We start from the raw sequence: 19,752 nt of genomic DNA on the forward strand, positions 1-19,752 counted from the left end.
GATTATTTCGCCACCTTTTTCTTCGAGTAATCCCGTTTACGAGGTGTGATCAGTGAAACATCGACATCCTGATAATCAAATTCCGGCGCCTCAAACTGCCCAACGTGCTTAGCCATTGTTGTTTTGAGCCACTCATCGTCGTTACGCTCAGGATAATCCGGTTTATAATGCGCACCCCTGCTTTCGTTACGGTTATAAGCGCCGAGTGTAATGACCCTGGCCAGCTGCAGCATATTCGAGAGTTGGCGGGTAAACATCGCACCCTGGTTGCTCCATTTTGTGGTGTCATTGATATTGATTTTTTGGTACCGTTCCATTAATTCCTGAATCTTGTCATCGGTTTTCAAAAGCTTGTCATTATGACGGACAACCGTTACGTTGGCAGTCATCCATTCACCAAGCTCCCTGTGAAGCACATAAGCATTCTCGTCGCCGTCCATGCTCATAATATTGGCCCATTTTTCTTCTTCTTTTTTCGTGTGGGCATCAAATAAAGCTGAAGACATATCTTCGACTGAAGATTCCAGGCCGTTTACGTATTTAACCGCATTCGGACCTGCTACCATGCCTCCGTAAATGGCGGAGAGAAGAGAGTTCGCCCCTAAGCGGTTTCCTCCATGCATAGAGTAATCACATTCACCGGCTGCAAAAAGGCCCGGGATATTTGTCATTTGATCGTAATCCACCCATAATCCGCCCATTGAGTAATGGACTGCAGGGAAGATTTTCATCGGAAGCTTGCGCGGGTCGTCGCCCATAAATTTTTCATAGATTTCAATGATGCCGCCAAGCTTGATATCAAGCTCTTTCGGATCTTTATGAGATAGGTCGAGATACACCATGTTTTCGCCGTTAATGCCGAGTTTTTGATTGACGCATACATCAAATATTTCGCGTGTCGCAATATCCCGGGGCACAAGGTTTCCGTACGCCGGATATTTTTCTTCAAGGAAATACCACGGTTTCCCGTCTTTATATGTCCACACACGTCCGCCTTCACCGCGCGCTGATTCACTCATCAGTCTCAGCTTATCATCACCCGGTATTGCTGTCGGATGAATTTGGATAAATTCTCCGTTCGCGTAATATGCACCCTGCTGATACACGATTGAAGCGGCAGAGCCTGTGTTGATCATAGAGTTCGTTGACTTTCCGAATACAATGCCCGGTCCGCCCGTTGCCATGATGACAGCGTCTGAACGGAACGACTCAATTTGCATATTTGTCAAATTTTGCGCGACAATCCCGCGGCATGTTCTGTCATCATCTAAGACAGCGCCAAGGAATTCCCAGCCTTCGTATTTCGTAACAAGGCCTGCGACTTCATATCTGCGGACCTGCTCGTCCAGCGCATATAACAGCTGCTGTCCAGTCGTCGCGCCCGCATATGCAGTTCTGTGATGCTGAGTGCCTCCAAAACGGCGGAAATCAAGAAGTCCTTCAGGCGTACGGTTAAACATAACGCCCATCCGGTCCATTAAATGGATGATTGACGGCGCCGCGTCACACATTGCTTTTACCGGCGGCTGATTCGCGAGAAAGTCTCCGCCGTACACTGTGTCATCGAAATGCTCCCATGGAGAGTCGCCTTCCCCTTTTGTATTAACCGCTCCGTTTATTCCGCCTTGCGCACAAACTGAGTGTGAGCGTTTGACGGGAACTATAGAAAAAAGCTTAACTGCCGTTCCGGATTCCGCTGCTTTAATTGTCGCCATAAGGCCGGCCAGACCCCCGCCGACTACGATAATACTTGATTGACTCATGATAGCCCCTCTCCCTCTAGTAATCTAATACTCTTATACAAATGCCAAAATCGCTTTTAATCCTACGTAAGACAATGCAACAAAAATGATCAGCGTTACGTACGTCGAAATTTTTTGAGAACGCGGTGTTACAGTAATACCCCAAGTAACCGCGAACGACCATAACCCGTTCGAAAAGTGGAAAATGGTAGATATCACACCTACAATGTAGAAGCCCAGCATAAAAGGAGAGCTTAAGATATTCGCCATCATATCGAAATTGACTTCAGCGCCAAGCTGTGCCGCGATGCGCGTTTCCCATAGGTGCCAGCTGACAAAAATAAGAGTGATGATACCGGTTACACGCTGCATGACGAAAAGCCAGTTTCTCATATAACTGTACTGGCCTGCATTGTTTTTTGCAGTAAATGCTATGTACACGCCGTAAACCGCATGATAAATTAAAGGTAAGAAGATAATAAAAATTTCCAAAGCATACCTGAATGGCAGGCTATCCATAAAATGAGCCGCATTGTTGAATGCTTCCGCTCCCCTTGCGGCAAACTGGTTGACAACTAAATGCTGAATTAAAAATATGCCGACCGGTATGACGCCGAGCAAGGAATGCAATCTTCGAAAATAAAACTCTCTGTTCCCAGACATTACTTTACCCCCTAGTTTGATAAGTGCGAAATGTGATAAATCTCTGTCCCCCGCTTCTTTCAATTGTAAGCACTTTATTAAGATTTATTGACAATTTCATTTTACTCCTCCCTCAAAAGGTCGTCAAGAAAACGCGTACATAAATTACAATTTTCCGAATTAAATAGTTGGTTTGAAAATTTTATTTTATTAATATATGTTTCTCCTTTATTTTTCACGAGAAATAAAGGATCATTCTGTCAACCTTACCCCTGTTTAAGCTATAATAAACGAAGGAGAGAGGGGAGACATGTTATGAAGAATAAATATGAAGAATCATTACAAAACCTAAAAGAAATTGAACTCAACGCCTACGCCTACGAACTGATCCGAGAGATTGTCCTCCCAGACATGCTTGGCCAAGATTATTCATCTATGATGTATTGGGCAGGAAAGCATCTAGCCCGTAAGTTCCCTCTTGAATCATGGGAAGAGTTTCCGGCTTTCTTTGAAGAAGCCGGCTGGGGAACCCTCACAAATGTCAGCAGCAAGAGACAGGAGCTTGAGTTTGAGCTGGAGGGCCCGCTCGTTTCAAATCGCCTTACATATCAAAAAGAGCCGTGCTTTCAGCTTGAAGCAGGTTTTATCGCTGAACAAATTCAATTGATGAATGACCAGATCGCTGAATCATATGAACAAATCAAAAAGCGGGCAGACAAAGTGGTTCTGACCGTGAAATGGGATATGAAAGATCCTGTTTGATCAAAAAAGGGCGAAGACTTTACAGTCTTCGCCTCTTTGCTTGTCCTTTACACGACCGACGCCTGCTTTGATAGTTCAAACGCATCGTGTAACGCTTCTACCGCTTTCACCATGTCATTTTCGCTTATCACCGTTGAGACTTTAATTTCAGAAGTGCTGACCATTTTTACTTGAATATTCTTTTTCGCAAGGACCGCGAACATCTCAGCCGCTACTCCCGGGTTAGATACCATACCGGAGCCGACGATTGACACTTTGGCCAATTTGCTTTCGGTTTCGATTTGGTCGAATTTCAGCGCATCTTTATACTCATCAAGCACGGCCACAGTATTGTCAGCGTCTTCCGATTTTACGGAGAAGGAAATGCCGGTTTTATTGTCGCCTGCCGCTGTTTGAATAATGATATCCACGTTAATGTTCCGTTTCGCAAGTGCGGTGAAAATAGTTGAAAGTGTCGTCAGGCCGTTTGCCAGACCGGAGACTGTAACCCTTGTAATCTGATCCTCAAATGCGATGCCTCTGACAATTAAATTCTGTTCCATGGATGGTTCCTCCTCAATTAATGTTCCCGCTTCGGTTTCTGTACTTGAACGCACTTCTAAAGGCACTTGATAATTCTTCGCAAATTCAACGGCTCTCGGGTGAAGCACGCCTGCTCCTAAGTTGGCAAGCTCCAGCATTTCATCGTATGAGATTCCCGACAGCTTTCTCGCCGATTTCACGTAACGCGGATCGGTTGTAAATACACCGGGCACGTCCGTATAGATATCACACTTATCCGCTTTTAATGCGGCTGCCAAAGCGACAGCGGTTGTGTCTGAACCGCCCCGTCCCAGCGTTGTGATTTGGCCATCTTCTGTCATGCCCTGAAATCCGGCGACAACGACGATCTTGCCTTCACTGAGCTGATCTTCAACGGCAGATGTGTTGATATCCGTAATTCTGGCGTTGCCATGGACATGTTCTGTGCGGATGCCGGCCTGCCAGCCTGTATAAGAAACCGCGTCATAGCCTTGTTCCTGAAGCGCCATGGAAAGGAGTGAGATTGTAACCTGCTCTCCTGTCGCAAGCAGCATATCCATTTCTCTTTTGCTCGGCTGAGCGGTAATCTGCTTTGCAAGGCTGACTAATGAATCTGTTGATTTGCCCATAGCTGACACCACGACAACGACTTGATGACCTTGTTTTTTTTCAGCAATGGCGCGATTGGCTGCATTTTGAATTTTTTCGGCTGAGCCGACAGAAGTACCTCCGAATTTTTGTACGATGAGACCCATACATACCACCCTTTACATTTTGGTTCGTGCGGATGAGGAGAAAGAGCGCTTTGTTCACAATAAAAAAAGCAATGAGAGGAATTCGCTCTCATTGCTTATCAATTAATCATCACGATGATTATGAACAACGAGATAGCCCTCCAAGAAAATGATTTCTTGACAGCCTTACATTTGTTCAATGCACGGCCAGCAAATAAAACAGATGGGGTTTTATTTACTTCGGCGACGCTCCCCTTTCAGCCTTTTTCACAGAAACCATCTTTCTCCAAAGGCTTACTCTTGAAGTTCGCACCTCTATCTTCACCATATTACACGATCTAACTTATGAAATTAGTTCACATTTTATCAGACTTCTTTAAAAAGGACAACGTTATTTTTTCAATTTATCATAAAGCAGCTGCGCCGCCGCGGAAGGAACGCCCGCCTTTTGGATGTCTTCAAGGCTTGCTTCCTTCATTTTTTTGACTGAGCCAAAATGCTTTAATAGCGATTTTTTTCGTTTTTCGCCTATGCCCGGGATGTCGTCCAATACAGATTGAAAAGCGCTTTTCCCCCTGATTTGCCTGTGGAAACTGATCGCAAACCGGTGAACTTCGTCCTGAATCCGCTGAAGCAGGTAAAATTCCTGGCTGTTCCGTTCAAGGTAAATGGCCTCCAGCGGATCGCCTATTAATAAATTCGATGTTCTGTGTTTATCATCCTTGGCCAAGCCGGCAATCGGCACATCCAAGCCAAGTTCATTTTCGAGCACGTCTTTCGCGGCGTTAATTTGGCCTTTTCCTCCATCAATGATAATCAAATCAGGCAGCGGCAGGTTTTCACGAAGCACTCTCGAATACCGCCTTCTGACGACTTCTCTCATTGAGCCGTAATCATCCGGACCTGTAACCGTTTTGATTTTGTATTTGCGGTATTCCTTTTTGTTCGGTTTTCCGTCAATAAACACAATCATGGCCGATACAGGATTTGTTCCTTGAATGTTTGAGTTATCAAATGCTTCAATTCGGTGAGGCGTATAAATATTTAACGCTTCTCCCAATCTCTGAACAGCCCCGATCGACCGCTCCTCATCACGTTCTATCAGAGAGAATTTTTCCTTCAGCGCGATTTTCGCATTTTTATGCGCGAGCATCAGCAGCTCTTTTTTCGCACCTTTTTTCGGCTGGTGTACGCTTGTTTCCAGCAGCTGCTCAATCATGGTTTGGTCGACACTGTCAGGCACTAAAATTTCCTTCGGCAGGAAGTGATTGTTTTTGGAATAAAATTGGCCGATAAAAGTGAGGAATTCTTCATCCGCTTCCTGATACATCGGAAACATGCTGACATCACGTTCAATGAGCTTGCCTTGCCGGATGAAAAAGACCTGCACACACATCCAGCCTTTGTCATACGCATAGGCGAACACATCACGGTCAACAAGGTCGTTCATCGTCATTTTTTGTTTTTCCATCGTTGATTCAATATGGGCCATTTGGTCGCGGAGCTCCTTCGCCCGTTCAAATTCAAGATTTTCAGCCGCTTCGTGCATTTTTTCTTCCAGTTCTTTTTTGACTTGATTGTAGCCTCCCTTTAAAAAACGGGTAATCTCGTCAACCAGCTGTCTGTTCGTCTCCTCGGAAATATCTTTTACACACGGAGCGAGGCATTGGCCGAGGTGATAATACAGACAAACACGGTCCGGAAGCTTCGAACACTTTCTGAGCGGGTACAGGCGGTCGAGAAGCTTTTTCGTTTCCCTTGCTGCCTGCACGTTCGGGTAAGGGCCGAAATAACGCCCTTTGTCTTTTTTTACATTGCGGGTGACAATCAGTCTCGGATGGCGTTCATGAGTGATTTTAATAAACGGATAGGTTTTATCATCTTTGAGCATGATATTGTATTTCGGATCATGCTTTTTGATTAAATTCATTTCTAAAATCAGCGCTTCCAGATTGGAGGAGGTTACGATATATTCAAAATCCTCTATTTCCGTCACAAGCCGTTGGGTTTTCGCATCATGAGAACCGGTAAAGTAAGAACGCACTCTGTTTTTGAGCACTTTCGCTTTCCCCACATAGATAATCGTTTGCTGGCGGTCCTTCATTAAATAACACCCGGGCTGATCGGGAAGGAGGGCTAGTTTCTCTTTTATATGTTTGTTCATGCGGTACCCTTCCTTATATTAGTCCTGATTTTTCATTTATATTAAGTGTAACACGAACATTTGTTTTTCACCATTTTCATAATCTGAATATAAAAAAAGCGATCCCGAGTTGGAATCGCCCTGCATCGCCGCAGCCGAATTACATATGTTTGTTTACAAGCTCTTGAAGCGCTTCTTTCGGTTTGAAACCGACAGATGTTTCAACAACCTCGCCGTCTTTTAATACTAGAAGCGTCGGAATACTCATAACGCCGTATTTGCCGGCTGTTTCTTGGTTTTCATCTACGTCGATTTTGACGATTTTCAGTTTGTCGCCCATTTCTTGATCAAGCTCTTCAAGAACAGGTGCAATCATTTTACAAGGTCCGCACCAAGGCGCCCAGAAATCTGCCAGTACGACACCTTCGTTTGTTTCAGCTGAGAACGATTGATCAGTTGCTTTTACGATAGCCATTATTTAATTCCTCCATTTGTGAAATGATGATTTTTAGTATAGCATCTCCCATTCGTTCTTGCTAATTAAATGCTTGAAAATTATGTTTCCCTGTTCAATATTGATTTACTCAGCTTTTAAGCTGCAAGATCAGATGTATTTAACTTGTTTAAAAAACGAATCTAATAATAGCTCCAATCACTACGATGGCTCCGATAATCATTAAAATGGTGCGAAGCATAGGACAACATCCCTTCTATATAAGCATGATACTTTATTATGCCCCGTTCCATGATTTTCAAAACCTAAAAACCCCTGAGCGCTATGACAGGGGTTTTTGGAGCTGCAGGGTTATGCCCCGACGGTGATTAAAACGATTGACATCGGAGGAAGCTTCACTTTCAGCCGGCAGTCTTCGATCGTAAAGCGGTCAAATGCTTCCGGCTTGATGCTGTCCGGCTTGTCGAATGTATTATGGGCGTTCATGTGCTTCGCATGGAGAATGACCCCCGAGCTTTCGTTTATGTTCTCTAGCCCTCTGAGCTTTATCTCCGCATCAGCTTTGTTTTGATGATCAATATTGCAAATGGTGATATTGATGGCGCCCTTTTTGTTTTTCGAGGCTGATATATTGATTTGGGGCATTCTTTCCCCCTTCCATTCATACTCAGCAGCCGTGACGTCTGTCGCCAATAGAGACGCGTCCTGATGCACTTTAAACATCTCGAATACATGGTACGTCGGAGTCAGAAGCATATTTTCTCCATCAGTAAGAATCATGGCCTGAAGCACGTTTACGGCTTGTGCGATATTTGCCATTTGAACACGGCTGCAATGCTTGTGGAAAATATGAAAATGTGAAGCGGCAACCAGAGCGTCACGAATGGTATTTTGCTGGTACAAGAAACCGGGGTTGGTGCCAGGCTCAGGATCAAACCAGGTGCCCCATTCGTCGATGATCAGTCCGACACGCTCATCGGGATCATATCGGTCCATGATCGTGCTATGCTTTCGGATCAACTCGTCCATATAATCTGCCTTTTTCATTGTAATGAACCATTCATCTTCAGTGAATTCTGTCGCAGAGCCCTTTCCCTTCCAAAAGTCTCCCGGAATAGTGTAATAATGAAGGCTTAATCCGTCCATGAGATTGGCCGCCTTGCTCATGAGTACTTCTGTCCATTTAAAATCATCCACATTCGCTCCGCCGGCAATTTTATAGATTTCATTTCCGCTGTAATTGCGGACATAGGTTTGAAAGCGGCGATATAAGTCAGCGTAGTACTCAGGATGCATATTGCCGCCGCAGCCCCAGTTTTCATTTCCCACACCGAAATATGTCAGCTTCCACGGGTCCTCTCTTCCGTTTTGTTTTCTCCAGTCTGACATCGGTGTACCGCCTTCAAACGTCATATATTCCACCCATTCTGACATTTCTTGAACGGTTCCGCTGCCGACATTTCCGCAAATATACGGTTCACACTCAAGCATGTCGCACAGCATCATAAATTCATGGGTGCCGAATTCATTTGACTCAATCGTTCCGCCCCAATGAGTGTTCAGCATGGATTTACGATCGCCTACTCCGTTAGCCCAATGATACTCATCCGCAAAGCATCCGCCCGGCCACCTCAGAACGGGAATTTGCAGCCGTTTTAAAGCTTCCAGCACATCTTTTCTTACGCCGTTGACATGAGGAATCTCTGAATCTTTTCCAACCCAAATTCCCTCGTATATCCCTCTTCCTAAATGTTCAGCAAACTGGCCATATATGTTTTTGTTAATGGTTCCTTTTTCAATATCCGTTTGAATAACCGCAGTATTTTTTTTCATCGCCTGACCATTCCTCTCATGTATAAAATGAAGAAGCACCCTAGTGATCTGTCAATCTGCTTTATGTTTACCACAGTTTTACTTGAAGTTTTTGTAAGCGATTTCGCAAATCTATCCTATTATATATATTCGTACATGTCAATTAAAAAAGTTAAATTTATATTATTTGTACGTATGTATTTCCAAACACAAAAAAACCCCCAGACTCTACAGCCCGGGGGTTTTCTTCTTATGAATGAATATTGATATTTTTAAATTCTTCAGTTAATAAAGGAACGACTTCAAACAAATCACCGACAATCCCGTAATCCGCAATTTTAAAAATTTCAGCTTCTGGGTCTTTATTAATCGCAACAATAATCTTACTGTTCGACATTCCCGCCAAATGCTGGATGGCGCCAGAAATACCGCATGCAATATAGAGATCTGGTGTAACGACTTTGCCAGTCTGCCCGATTTGCAGCGAATAGTCACAGTAATCAGCATCACATGCGCCCCGCGATGCGCCTACAGCGGCTCCTAAAACATCGGCAAGCTCTTGAAGGGGCTGAAAGCCTTCTTCGCTTTTGACTCCCCGTCCGCCGGCGACAATGATTTTAGCTTCTGATAAATCGACGCCTTCTGCGGTTTTTTTGACCACATCTTCAATGATCGTACGCAGATCGGCAATGGCTACCTGAACGCTCTCTATGTCGCCTGACCTGCTTTCGTCTTTTTCCAAAGCTTCAATATTATTCGGCCTGATGGTCGCGAACATAAAAGCGTCTGTAGAAATGACGCGTTCAAACGCTTTTCCTGAATAAATCGGCCTCGTAAACACCACATTCCCTCCGGTAACGCTTACATCGGTGGCATCAGAAATCAGACCGGTTTCGAAGCGAGCGGCAAGTTTCGGCGACAAGTCCTTCCCCATTGCCGTGTGCCCCAATATGACGGCATCTGGTTTTTCTTGTTCAATGATTGTACGCAGCGCTTGACTGTAGCCGTCTGAAGTATAGTTTGCAAGCTGCGGGTCCTCTGCGGTCAGAACCTTATCCGCTCCATAATGAATGAGCTGAGGCGCATGATTGGAGACGTTATCTCCGATGAGTACGCCGATGACTTCGCCATTATCAGAAACGGTTCTGCCTGCTGAAATGGCTTCAAAGGTCACATTCCGCAATTCACCGTCTCGAATTTCTCCCAATACGATCACTTTTTTTCCCATCCTAACATCCCCCTGTTTCATTGAATATACGGTTTGCTGGCATTCTAAATGACTTTGGCCTCACTGCGAAGCAATGATACAAGCTCTTTTGCCTGCTCAGCCGGTTCTCCTTCTAAAAGCTTGCCGGCTTCTTTTTTCGGCGGAAGAAAACGCTCGATCGTTTTAATTTTTGCAGAGACATCGTCCTCGTCTAAATCCAGATCGTCAAGTTCAAGCTCTTCAAGCGGTTTTTTCTTCGCTTTCATAATTCCCGGAAGCGACGGGTAGCGTGGTTCGTTTAAGCCTTGCTGCGCGGTGACAAGCAATGGAAGCGATGTTTTTATTTTTTCGACATCCCCTTCTACGTCCCTTTCCGCGTTTGCGTCTTTGCCGTTAATCTCAAGCTTCGTAATCGTTGTTACATAAGGAATATTCAGCAATTCAGCCAGCCGGGGCGCCACTTGCCCAGAGCCTCCGTCAATTGCTACGTTTCCGCCGAGAATCACATCGAATTCCTGATCTTTCATATAGTGATACAAAATCGTGGACACTGCATATTGGTCCGGTTCTTCCAGATCATCCTCAATATTGATCAAAACCGCTTGATCACATCCCATTGCAAGCGCTGTGCGAAGCTCTTTTTCAGCCTCTTCCCCTCCCACGGTGACAGCGGTGATACTTCCCCCGTGCTGTTCTTTTAGCTGCATCGCTTCTTCGATTGCGTATTCATCGTACGGATTAATGATAAATTCCGCTCCCTCATCCTGAATCTTTCCTGCTTCAATGGCGATTTTTTCCTCAGTGTCAAACGTCCGTTTCATCAGTACAAATAGATTCATGATCATATCCCCTTTGCCGCTGCTTTTTTATTCGCCTCTGAATTGAGGCTTTCTTTTTTCAAGAAACGCTTGGATTCCTTCTTTAGCGTCCTCTGATTCAAACGCTTCTCCAAACCTTTTCGCTTCAAGCTTCAGGCTGCCGTCATAGGAGTACACCTTGTTTGAATACAGCAGCTCGATGATTGCTGCCATCGTTTGCGGGCTTTTTTCTGCAAACTTTCCGGCAAGAGCCTTTGCTTTTTCAAGCACTTCTGTTTCATCTTTGGCGCCGATTGACACGAGGCCGAGATCAAGTGCCTCCCGTCCGGTAATCGGTTCTGCAGTACCCATCATTTCAAGCGCTTTTGCCGGTCCTACATACCGCGGCAGCCGCTGTGTACCCGCAAACCCCGGAATAATGCCGAGATTCAGTTCCGGAAGCCCGAGTTTGGCGTCTTCGGCCGCAATCCTGATATGGCAGGCCATCGCCAGTTCCAGTCCTCCTCCTAAAGCGGCCCCGTGAATGGCAGCAATAATCGGTTTGGAGAAACTTTCAATCCGCTCCATCAGCTGTTGGCCGCGATCCGCCAGAAGAGAGGAGTCTTCACTCGATCTGAGTGAAGTAAATTCTTTAATATCAGCGCCGGCCGAGAAAAACTTGCCCTCTCCGTGTATAATGATACTTCGCACATTCGCGTCGGTCTCAAATTGATCGAGGCAGGTTGACAGTTCGTCTAAAATGCGGCTGGAAAGCGCGTTTGCCGGCGGATTGTTAATTGTCACTACAGCAACAAATTGATCGACTGCTAATGATATGGTATTCATATGACAGACCTCCTTTTTATTCTTTATGAAATCCGAATACTAATAAGTCTAATACTCTGTCCGCCAGGGAGGTAAGATCGTATTTTTGATCGTTCATCACCCATGTCGTCACTGTTTCATCAATTGTTCCAAAGACCATCTGCCGGGCGAGGCGAATATCAAGATTTTCCTTAAATTCACCTGACTCGATTCCTTCTGTCAGAATCGATTCTAAAATATTTAGATAGCCTTTTAAAATATCATTAATTTTCTGCCGGAGCTGTAAATTGGACTGGCGGAGCTCAAGCTGAGTCACAATGGCGAGATGGCGGTCATCGGCGAGCAGTGAAAAGTGCTTCGTGATCACCAGTGCGAGCTTTTCTTTCGCAGTCTGTTTTTCTTTGATCTCCTCTTCCATACGCTCAATGAATTGTCCCATTTTTTCTTTAAAGAGTGAAATCAATATATCTTCTTTGTTTTTAAAATAAAGGTAGATGGTGCCGTCTGCGACTCCCGCTTGTTTTGCGATCTTGGAAACTTGTGATTGGTGGTAGCCGTTTTCCGCTATTACTTCTACTGCTGCGTCAATAATCTGCATATACTTGGGTCGTTTTTGTTTCAATGGTCATCGTTCCTTCCTATCTAAATGAATGACTATTCATTCATACCCTTATGATAAAAAGGATTTCTTGCTTTGTCAAGTGATTCCTTTCTTTATGTACCGCCGCCTGACTGAAAACGGACGGCGCTGTCTGTTACGTGATGCGGTTATAATTCGCAGTGTCTTCGCCTGCGACCAGATTTCTTCTTAAAATTTTACCGACTGCGGTTTTCGGAAGCTCCGCTCTGAATTCATACAATTTCGGCACTTTGTAGGGAGCGAGGCGGGCTCTGGCGAAAGCATCCAGCTCAGAAACATCGGCTTTTGCGCCCTTCTTTAATACAACAAATGCTTTGACTGTCTCTCCCCTGTACGAATCGGGCACGCCCGCTACGACAATCTCTTGGATCGCTTCGTGTTCGTACAGCGCCTCTTCGACTTCGCGCGGATAAATATTGTAGCCGCCTGCAATAATGACATCCTTCTTCCGATCAGCGATATAGAAAAACCCCTCTTCATCCATATAGCCCATATCCCCGGTGAACAGCCATCCGTCTCTGAGCACCGCAGCCGTTTCTTCGGGATTATTCCAGTAGCCCTTCATAATTTGCGGGCCTTTTACAATGATTTCCCCATGTTCATACGGCCCGACGAATGTGCCGGTTTCTTCTGAGTATATACCAGCATCTGTATTCGGCCAAGGACAGCCGATGCTGCCGGCTTTATTTTTTCCCCATAGAAAATTGGAATGTGTGACAGGGGAAGCCTCGGACAGACCGTATCCTTCGACAAGCTTGCCGCCCGTTACTTTTTCGAATTGCTGCTTCACCTCGACAGGAAGTGCCGCCGACCCGCTTAGACAGCTTTTAATGGAAGACAGATCATAACGCTGCAGATCGGGATGATGCAAGAGCCCGATATAGATTGTCGGCGCCCCCGGAAACAGCGTCGGCTTTTGTTTGTCAATTGTTCTGAGTGTGGCCTGCGGATCGAACTTAGGCAGAAGAATCATTTCATAGCCCATTTTCATTGATAAATTGAGAACGGCGGTTAAACCGTATACGTGAAAAAACGGGACGACACCAAGCACTTTTTCGGTCCCTTTTCCCATTTTATACATCCAGGCCGCAGACATCTCGGTATTTGCCTGAATGTTTCGGTGAGTGAGCATGACGCCCTTGGGCGCACCGGTCGTTCCCCCGGTATATTGAAGAACGGCGATATCATGCTCCGGATCAATCTCCGGTTCAAACACGAGCTCTGATTCCTCCGGCTTTAACACGGACGCAAACGTGTGAATGTTCTCATTTTCGTGATAGTCAATATACACTTTTTGCTTTTGGGTGAGCGGATAGAGGATATTTTTCGGAAACGGCAAATAGTCCTTTATGCCGCTCACAATGATATGCTCCACGATTGATAACGTTTTCATTTTTATCGCTTTCGGAAAGAGCAAATCAAGTGTGATGATCATTTTTGCCCCGCTGTCTTTGAGCTGATATTCCAGCTCATGTTCTGTGTATAGCGGATTCGTTTGTACGACGATGCCCCCTGCGTATAAAACGCCGTAATAAGAAATGACCGATTGCGGGCAGTTCGGCAGCATAACAGCCACTCTGTCTCCTTTTTCCAGGCCGTTTTTTTGCAAAAAGGATGCCAGCTTCAAAGCGTCTTTGAACACGTCTTGATAGGTGAGTCTTTTTCCGAGAAAATAAATGGCGGTTTGTTCAGAGAATTGTGCGGCGGAGTTTGTCAGGATGGATTGCAGCGTTTGATTGGGAATATGAAGTTCATGCGGAATGTCATCAGGGTATTCAGAAAGCCATGGCTTTTCAGACTGCATAAAACCTCTCCTTTCTGTTTTGGGTGCGCCCTATTATTATATCAGATGACTGCTTAAAAAAGGAAAAAGAAAGGCAAAACCTCACCTTTCTTTTCTTACGCTATAATGAACAGATAAATAAGACCGATTAACAAAAAAAGTCCCGCTGCCGCGAGCAGCATTTTTGCAAGCTTTTCCATTCATTCCTCGCCCCTTATATACCGGCTGCCACAACAAATGAGAGCCCGACGGATATGACAAATGAGATAAAGCCGACAGCCCGGTTATCATTCTCGATTTCTTTATCAATTTTAAAACGCGGCGTCAGAAATTCAAAAATAAAATAGCTGACAAGCAGCATAATAAAACCGTATACGCCCCAACCGATCATCTGCAAAAGAGAATTGTGCTGCGCAATGGAGTGCTGAAACACATTCGCAATCCCCAAAATTTTTCCTCCGGTTGCCATTGCCACAGCGAGATTCCCTTTTTGGATTTCTTCCCAGTTTTTATAGGTTGTCACCAGCTCAAAGATACTCAAAAAGAGAACGAGGCACAGTACGGCCACACTGTAATAGGCAGCGATTTCAACAAGCTCGTTTTCCCAAAAATCACTCATGACGATACTCCCTTTTATTTTAATTCAACAATGGTAATTCCGGACCCGCCTTCTCCCGCTTCACCGAATCGGGAGTTCTTCACACTGCGGTGGTTTTTTAAAAGGTTCTGTACCCCTTTTCTTAAGGCGCCGGTTCCTTTGCCATGAATAATGGACACTCTCGGATAGCCGGCCAGAACCGCGTCGTCTAAATATTTTTCGACCCGGCTGAGGGCATTTTCGTAGCGTTCTCCGCGCAGATCCAGCTCCAAGGCCACATGGTAATCTTTCCCTTTGACCGCAGCGATTGTTTTTTCCTTTTTAGGTTCAGGAGAAGATTTCATAAACTCTAAATCTTTTTCTTTCACTTTCATTTTGAGAATGCCGATTTGGACATTCCATTCGCTGCTGCCTGTTTTTTCGAGCAAGGTACCTTTTTGTCCGAAAGTCAGCACCTTCACTTCGTCTCCCGGCTTCAGCTCGCGTTTTTCTTTTTTCTGTTTTGGCGGCTGCTTTGATTTTTCAAATGCGGGCACGGCGTCTTCCAAGCGTTTTTTGGCGTTGATCAGCTCATGGTCCTTGAAGGATTTATGTTCTGATTTGATCAACCGCAGCTCATGAATGATGTCTTCCGCTTCTTTTGTCGCCGCATTTACTTTTTCAATCGCTTTTTGTTCCGCTTCTTCGAGCAATTTATCTTTTTTGCTGTTCAGCTCAATGATTTGCTGCTGGAGTTCTTTGTGAAGCGTTTCCGCTTCTTTTCTGATTGATTCTGTTTCTGATAGCTCTGCTTCTGCGCGCTTTTTGCTATGCTCAAGAGAGGCAATCATCGTATCGACTTCATTATGCTCGGCCGTCATTTCTGATTTCGCTTGTCCGATAATATGCTCCGGAAGGCCGAGACGCCTTGAGATTTCAAAAGCATTGCTTCGCCCGGGAACGCCGATTAAGAGCTTATAGGTCGGCGACAGTGTTTCAATGTTAAATTCAACGCTTGCGTTCATGACGCCGTTTCGATTATACCCGTATGCTTTTAATTCGGGATAATGGGTTGTCGCAATAACTCTGGCGTTTGTATGGTGCACCTCATCGAGAATGCTCATCGCGAGCGCCGCGCCTTCTTGCGGGTCCGTCCCCGCTCCAAGCTCGTCAAACAGCACAAGGCTGTTTTCATTGACACGCTCTAAAATGCCGACAATATTCACCATGTGGGATGAAAAGGTACTTAAGCTTTGTTCAATCGACTGCTCATCGCCGATATCTGCAAATACATGTTCAAAGACCGCCGCTTCCGATCCTTCTTCCGCAGGAATATGAAGGCCGGACTGCGCCATGACCGTTAACAACCCGAGTGTTTTTAAAGTAACGGTCTTCCCTCCGGTATTCGGCCCCGTAATCACGATTGTCGTGAAGTCGCCGCCCAGTTCAATGTCATTGGCAACGACTTGTTCTGGCGGGAGCAGCGGATGGCGCGCTTTTTTCAAACGAATAAAGCCCCTGTCATTGATAAGCGGTTTTGTTGCTTTGGATGCTTTGGCGTATTTCGCCTTTGCAAAAATGAAATCCAGCGTTTGCAGCACTTGCAGATTTTGAAAGAGCTCATGCGTGTGTTCTGCCGTATGCTCTGTCAGCTCCCGCAAAATTCGTTCGATCTCCTGTTTTTCTTTTACTTTCGCCTGCTGAAGAGAGTTATTCATATCGACAATCGCCTGCGGTTCAATGAATAGTGTCGCGCCTGAGGAGGAGGTGTCATGAACGATTCCTCCGTAGCTGGATCTGTATTCCTGTTTCACCGGTATAACAAATCGGTCGTTTCGAATCGTGACAATCGTATCCGACAGCATTTTAGACGCGGACGAGGAACGCAGCATAGACTCGAGGCGGTCTCTGATTCTTGACTCCAGCGTTCTGAGCTGGGTACGGATGCCTCTTAATGTTTCTGAAGCATGGTCGAGCACTTCACCGTAATCATCGATACACGAATTAATTTCCCGCTCTAATTCGGACAATCCGATTAGTTGTTCCGTATATTGATTCAGGAGAGGAATCTCTACACCGTCCTCATACATTGACCCGAGGAAATTCTTCATCTGTTTCACGGCATACAGCAACCCCGAAATGTCCCGGAATTCCGCAGGGCTCAGCACGCTGCCGATTTCTGCGCGTTTTAAGGCGGCTCTGATATCTGTGACTCCGCCAAACGGAGCCTGTCCTCTCAGACGGATGACACTAGAAGCCTCGTCAACTTCCTCCAGCTGTTTTGTAATCTCTTCTATCGCCGTTGAAGGTTTTAATTCAAGGAGCTTCTCTTTTCCAAGCGAAGAAGCCGCATGCTGGATAACCTGTTCTTTAACTTTATGAAATTCAAGCGATGATAAAACTTTCTGCTGCACGGTTGTGTGAGCCTCCTTACTTAATCGTTGCGCTTCAGGAATGCCTTTACCTCTTTAAGTGACCGGGCATTTAAGACATGTTTCTTTTCAGTCCAGCCTTTGCGCGCGGCGGTTACGCCGGTTTTCATATCATTCAGCATATCTATATTATGGGCATCGGTGTTGATCACCAATGTAACCCCATTGTCATTCGCCTTGATTAAATGCTCTGTCCGCAAATCGAGCCGCGCGGGATTCGCATTTAATTCCAAAGCCGTATTTGTTTTTTTCGCAAGTTCAATCAGCTGGTCGATATCAATCTGGTAGCCTGCCCGTCTGCCGATCAGACGCCCGGTCGGATGCGCGATAATATCTACATGCTTACTCGTCAGGGCCTGTTCGAGCCTTTTCATAATGACGTGCTCCGGCTGATTAAAGCTTGAATGAATAGAAGCGATGACAAGGTCCATTTCTGATAACATGTCATCGTCATAGTCAAGCGTCCCATCAGGAAGGATATCCATCTCGACACCTTTGAAAATATGGAAGTTTTCAAATTCAGCGTTCAGTGCGTCAATTTCCTTTGCCTGCAGCCGCAGCCTTTCCGCCGTCAGCCCGTTTGCGACTTTCAGATATTGTGAGTGATCGGTAATCGCCATATACTCATAGCCTTTTTCCATACAGGCTTTCGCCATTTCTCTGATGGAAAACGCCCCGTCGCTCCATGCCGAGTGCATGTGAAGGTCTCCCTTTATATCATGCGTCTCTATCAGTTCAATCCCATCATGATAGGTATCCACCTCTTGTCCGCTCTCACGAATCTCCGGCGGAATCAGCGGCAAACCGAAATGCGCGTAAAAGGCCTGTTCACTCGGAAAAGTTTTAACCTCTCCGGTTTCGACTGTTTCCACGCCGTATTCACTGATTCTTTCGCCGCGTTCCTTGGCAATCTGGCGCATTTTAATGTTATGGTCCTTTGAGCCGGTAAAATGGTGAAGCGTTGTCGGAAACTGTTCCTCCGTGACAAGGCGGAAATCCACACTCGTTTCATATTCAAAAGAAAGAATGACAGAAACCTTGGTGTCTCCGCTTGCGATGACACTCTTAATAGTTGGAAGCTTCAGCAGCTGCTCTCTTACTTCAGCGGGATTGTCAGTCGCAATAATATAATCAAGGTCTTTTACTGTTTCTCTCGCTCTGCGGAGGCTTCCGGCGCGGGAAAATTTGATAATGTCCGTAAAACCGGACAAGTGCTCTTCAATTTCACCAGCCACACTGAGCGCGTAGCCGATCGGAAAGCGTTCAGGCTGTGTGCCCGCTTCTCCGAGTGCCTGCAATATTTTTTCTTCGGTTTTTTTACCGAATCCGGCAAGGCCTTGGACCTTCTGCTGCTCGCATGCTTCTTTCAGCGAGTCAGCATCATGAACGCCCAGCTCTTTATAAAGCTTGGCGATCTTTTTTCCGCCCAGCCCCGGAAGTTTCAATAAAGGCACCAATCCTTCCGGAACTTCTTCTTTCAGCTTCTCAAGAGTGCCCGACGTCCCTTCATCCATATACTCTTTGATGACGCTGTATGTTCCTTTTCCTATGCCTGAAAGCGACATCATATTGTCCATTTCCGACAAACTGCGGTCATCCTGTTCTAAAGCGGCCGCCGCTTTTCGGAAGGCGGCTATTTTAAACGGGTTGTCCCCTTTTAGTTCCATGTATACTGCAATCGTTTCAAGCAGCTTAATAATATCTTTTTTATGCATTTTACAACCCCCAGACATTCACACGTTTCCTGCTTCTCATCATACAAATTTTTTTCATATGGCACAACAAACTTACAATACAAAACCGCTTTAAAAAAACTTCTCCGGGCAAGAGAAGTTTTTATCCGCCGTATTGCGCCCACAGCTCTTGTACAAGCCCTGACAAATACGGTGTATGGTGTATAATGACGTTTGCCAGAGACGATTGCCCCATCATTTGCTGAACGGCATCCACAGGAAGAACCGATGCCACATAAAGCAACACAAACGTAAATAGATAGATTTCCAAAAAGCCGAGAACCGCGCCAAGCGCTTTATTGATTTGTTTAATAACGGGTATACTCGCGACGATATTTAAGAACGACCCGATGATTCTGAGCAAAATCTTGGCGATAATGAATAGAATCACAAACGCGATCGCATTATAATACGCCGTTTCCAAATTCCCCGAGAAAAAGGAGAGCGCCTCTTGGCCCCCGGTAAAATCAGGCGCGGGTATCCATTTCAGATTCGGCGCTACATTTTTGTAAAAAAGCGCCGCGAACGCAATCGAGAGGATAAAGCTCGTTAAATAAATAAATTGAAGAATAAATCCTCTCCTCAGTCCCATAAATGTGCCCATCAGGAGCAAAATCAAGATGATGATATCTATCATAGTTGTTCAATCCTTTTCTTTAAGCTGACGCTCCAGTTTTTCGTATTCCTCTTTTAATTTAATGTAATCATGCACAACATTTACCGCCGTCAGCACAGCGAGTTTATTTATATCCAAATATGGATTTTTTTCATTCATTTCTCTCATTTTATCATCGACAATTCCAGCCACATGCCGCATGTGCGCCTTGCTTTCTTCACCGATAATGGTGAAGTGCTGACCGTAAATGTCAACTGTCGTTTTCGCTTTTCTGCCGTCAGACAACGTTTCTCCTCCATTCCGTGAGAATCCTAGTTCTTATCATACCATG

At 45.4% G+C, this 19,752-nt stretch carries 17 protein-coding genes and 1 riboswitch; of the genes, 1 reads left to right on the forward strand and 16 read right to left on the reverse strand.

Annotated elements, in window-relative coordinates:
- Window positions 1-2 precede the first annotated feature (2 nt).
- On the reverse strand, window positions 3-1,763 hold the full coding sequence (sdhA, locus tag AXI57_RS12555) for a succinate dehydrogenase flavoprotein subunit (RefSeq protein ID WP_003325189.1): 1,761 nt from the start codon (window positions 1,761-1,763) through the stop codon (window positions 3-5).
- Between the two features lie 33 nt (window positions 1,764-1,796).
- Window positions 1,797-2,405 (reverse strand): succinate dehydrogenase cytochrome B558, encoded by a 609-nt coding sequence (gene sdhC, locus AXI57_RS12560; protein WP_003325188.1) that lies wholly within the window; start codon window positions 2,403-2,405, stop codon window positions 1,797-1,799.
- A gap of 294 nt (window positions 2,406-2,699) precedes the next feature.
- On the opposite strand from sdhC, the gene AXI57_RS12565 reads away from it, so the two are divergent.
- Complete coding sequence (locus AXI57_RS12565; protein WP_003325187.1) at window positions 2,700-3,146, forward strand: YslB family protein; 447 nt, start codon at window positions 2,700-2,702, stop codon at window positions 3,144-3,146.
- A 47-nt stretch (window positions 3,147-3,193) separates the two neighbouring features.
- Here the strand turns inward: AXI57_RS12565 and AXI57_RS12570 are convergent, their stop codons facing one another.
- The 14 genes from AXI57_RS12570 to zapA form a co-directional block, all read right to left on the reverse strand.
- Window positions 3,194-4,423, reverse strand: a complete 1,230-nt coding sequence (locus AXI57_RS12570; RefSeq protein WP_061670272.1) for an aspartate kinase — start codon at window positions 4,421-4,423, stop codon at window positions 3,194-3,196.
- Window positions 4,424-4,548: 125 nt separating this feature from the next.
- Window positions 4,549-4,728: riboswitch (Lysine riboswitch) on the reverse strand.
- A gap of 65 nt (window positions 4,729-4,793) precedes the next feature.
- The gene (gene uvrC, locus AXI57_RS12575; RefSeq protein WP_061572627.1) at window positions 4,794-6,566 is read right to left on the reverse strand and encodes an excinuclease ABC subunit UvrC; all 1,773 of its coding nucleotides are present in this window, start codon (window positions 6,564-6,566) and stop codon (window positions 4,794-4,796) included.
- 139 nt (window positions 6,567-6,705) lie between these two features.
- Window positions 6,706-7,020 carry a thioredoxin gene (gene trxA / locus AXI57_RS12580; protein WP_003325184.1) on the reverse strand — a complete coding sequence of 105 codons (315 nt, stop codon included), beginning with the start codon at window positions 7,018-7,020 and terminating at the stop codon, window positions 6,706-6,708.
- 330 nt (window positions 7,021-7,350) lie between these two features.
- On the reverse strand, window positions 7,351-8,832 hold the full coding sequence (locus AXI57_RS12585) for an alpha-N-arabinofuranosidase (RefSeq protein WP_061670273.1): 1,482 nt from the start codon (window positions 8,830-8,832) through the stop codon (window positions 7,351-7,353).
- A 229-nt stretch (window positions 8,833-9,061) separates the two neighbouring features.
- Window positions 9,062-10,039 (reverse strand): electron transfer flavoprotein subunit alpha/FixB family protein, encoded by a 978-nt coding sequence (locus AXI57_RS12590; protein ID WP_061670274.1) that lies wholly within the window; start codon window positions 10,037-10,039, stop codon window positions 9,062-9,064.
- A 44-nt stretch (window positions 10,040-10,083) separates the two neighbouring features.
- The gene (locus AXI57_RS12595; protein ID WP_061572624.1) at window positions 10,084-10,857 is read right to left on the reverse strand and encodes an electron transfer flavoprotein subunit beta/FixA family protein; all 774 of its coding nucleotides are present in this window, start codon (window positions 10,855-10,857) and stop codon (window positions 10,084-10,086) included.
- Window positions 10,858-10,884: 27 nt separating this feature from the next.
- The gene (locus tag AXI57_RS12600) at window positions 10,885-11,661 is read right to left on the reverse strand and encodes an enoyl-CoA hydratase (RefSeq protein ID WP_061670275.1); all 777 of its coding nucleotides are present in this window, start codon (window positions 11,659-11,661) and stop codon (window positions 10,885-10,887) included.
- Between the two features lie 16 nt (window positions 11,662-11,677).
- Entirely contained in the window at window positions 11,678-12,262 is a 585-nt protein-coding gene (locus AXI57_RS12605) for a TetR/AcrR family transcriptional regulator (RefSeq protein WP_061670276.1), read from the reverse strand.
- A 133-nt stretch (window positions 12,263-12,395) separates the two neighbouring features.
- Entirely contained in the window at window positions 12,396-14,084 is a 1,689-nt protein-coding gene (locus AXI57_RS12610; protein WP_061670277.1) for an AMP-binding protein, read from the reverse strand.
- Between the two features lie 193 nt (window positions 14,085-14,277).
- The gene (locus tag AXI57_RS12615; RefSeq protein ID WP_003325177.1) at window positions 14,278-14,682 is read right to left on the reverse strand and encodes a DUF350 domain-containing protein; all 405 of its coding nucleotides are present in this window, start codon (window positions 14,680-14,682) and stop codon (window positions 14,278-14,280) included.
- 14 nt (window positions 14,683-14,696) lie between these two features.
- The gene (locus AXI57_RS12620; RefSeq protein ID WP_003325176.1) at window positions 14,697-17,054 is read right to left on the reverse strand and encodes an endonuclease MutS2; all 2,358 of its coding nucleotides are present in this window, start codon (window positions 17,052-17,054) and stop codon (window positions 14,697-14,699) included.
- Between the two features lie 20 nt (window positions 17,055-17,074).
- Complete coding sequence (gene polX / locus AXI57_RS12625; protein ID WP_010789420.1) at window positions 17,075-18,787, reverse strand: DNA polymerase/3'-5' exonuclease PolX; 1,713 nt, start codon at window positions 18,785-18,787, stop codon at window positions 17,075-17,077.
- Between the two features lie 121 nt (window positions 18,788-18,908).
- A complete protein-coding gene (locus tag AXI57_RS12630) occupies window positions 18,909-19,442 on the reverse strand; it encodes a CvpA family protein (RefSeq protein WP_003325174.1) in 534 nt (177 codons plus the stop codon).
- Between the two features lie 6 nt (window positions 19,443-19,448).
- Window positions 19,449-19,706 (reverse strand): cell division protein ZapA, encoded by a 258-nt coding sequence (gene zapA / locus AXI57_RS12635; RefSeq protein WP_003325173.1) that lies wholly within the window; start codon window positions 19,704-19,706, stop codon window positions 19,449-19,451.
- Between the last annotated feature and the right edge of the window lie 46 nt (window positions 19,707-19,752).

This window comes from Bacillus atrophaeus (assembly GCF_001584335.1).
GTDB lineage: Bacteria > Bacillota > Bacilli > Bacillales > Bacillaceae > Bacillus > Bacillus atrophaeus.

What these genes read in the sequence shown, in the direction of transcription:
- AXI57_RS12565 (WP_003325187.1), top strand. Translation starts at nt 2,700, where the DNA reads ATGAAGAATAAATATGAAGAATCATTACAAAACCTAAAAGAAATTGAA.
- AXI57_RS12600 (WP_061670275.1), bottom strand. Translation starts at nt 11,661, where the DNA reads ATGAATACCATATCATTAGCAGTCGATCAATTTGTTGCTGTAGTGACA.
- sdhC (WP_003325188.1), bottom strand. Translation starts at nt 2,405, where the DNA reads ATGTCTGGGAACAGAGAGTTTTATTTTCGAAGATTGCATTCCTTGCTC.
- AXI57_RS12610 (WP_061670277.1), bottom strand. Translation starts at nt 14,084, where the DNA reads ATGCAGTCTGAAAAGCCATGGCTTTCTGAATACCCTGATGACATTCCG.
- AXI57_RS12585 (WP_061670273.1), bottom strand. Translation starts at nt 8,832, where the DNA reads ATGAAAAAAAATACTGCGGTTATTCAAACGGATATTGAAAAAGGAACC.
- AXI57_RS12570 (WP_061670272.1), bottom strand. Translation starts at nt 4,423, where the DNA reads ATGGGTCTCATCGTACAAAAATTCGGAGGTACTTCTGTCGGCTCAGCC.
- polX (WP_010789420.1), bottom strand. Translation starts at nt 18,787, where the DNA reads ATGCATAAAAAAGATATTATTAAGCTGCTTGAAACGATTGCAGTATAC.
- trxA (WP_003325184.1), bottom strand. Translation starts at nt 7,020, where the DNA reads ATGGCTATCGTAAAAGCAACTGATCAATCGTTCTCAGCTGAAACAAAC.
- AXI57_RS12595 (WP_061572624.1), bottom strand. Translation starts at nt 10,857, where the DNA reads ATGAATCTATTTGTACTGATGAAACGGACGTTTGACACTGAGGAAAAA.
- AXI57_RS12590 (WP_061670274.1), bottom strand. Translation starts at nt 10,039, where the DNA reads ATGGGAAAAAAAGTGATCGTATTGGGAGAAATTCGAGACGGTGAATTG.
- uvrC (WP_061572627.1), bottom strand. Translation starts at nt 6,566, where the DNA reads ATGAACAAACATATAAAAGAGAAACTAGCCCTCCTTCCCGATCAGCCC.
- AXI57_RS12630 (WP_003325174.1), bottom strand. Translation starts at nt 19,442, where the DNA reads ATGATAGATATCATCATCTTGATTTTGCTCCTGATGGGCACATTTATG.
- AXI57_RS12615 (WP_003325177.1), bottom strand. Translation starts at nt 14,682, where the DNA reads ATGAGTGATTTTTGGGAAAACGAGCTTGTTGAAATCGCTGCCTATTAC.
- sdhA (WP_003325189.1), bottom strand. Translation starts at nt 1,763, where the DNA reads ATGAGTCAATCAAGTATTATCGTAGTCGGCGGGGGTCTGGCCGGCCTT.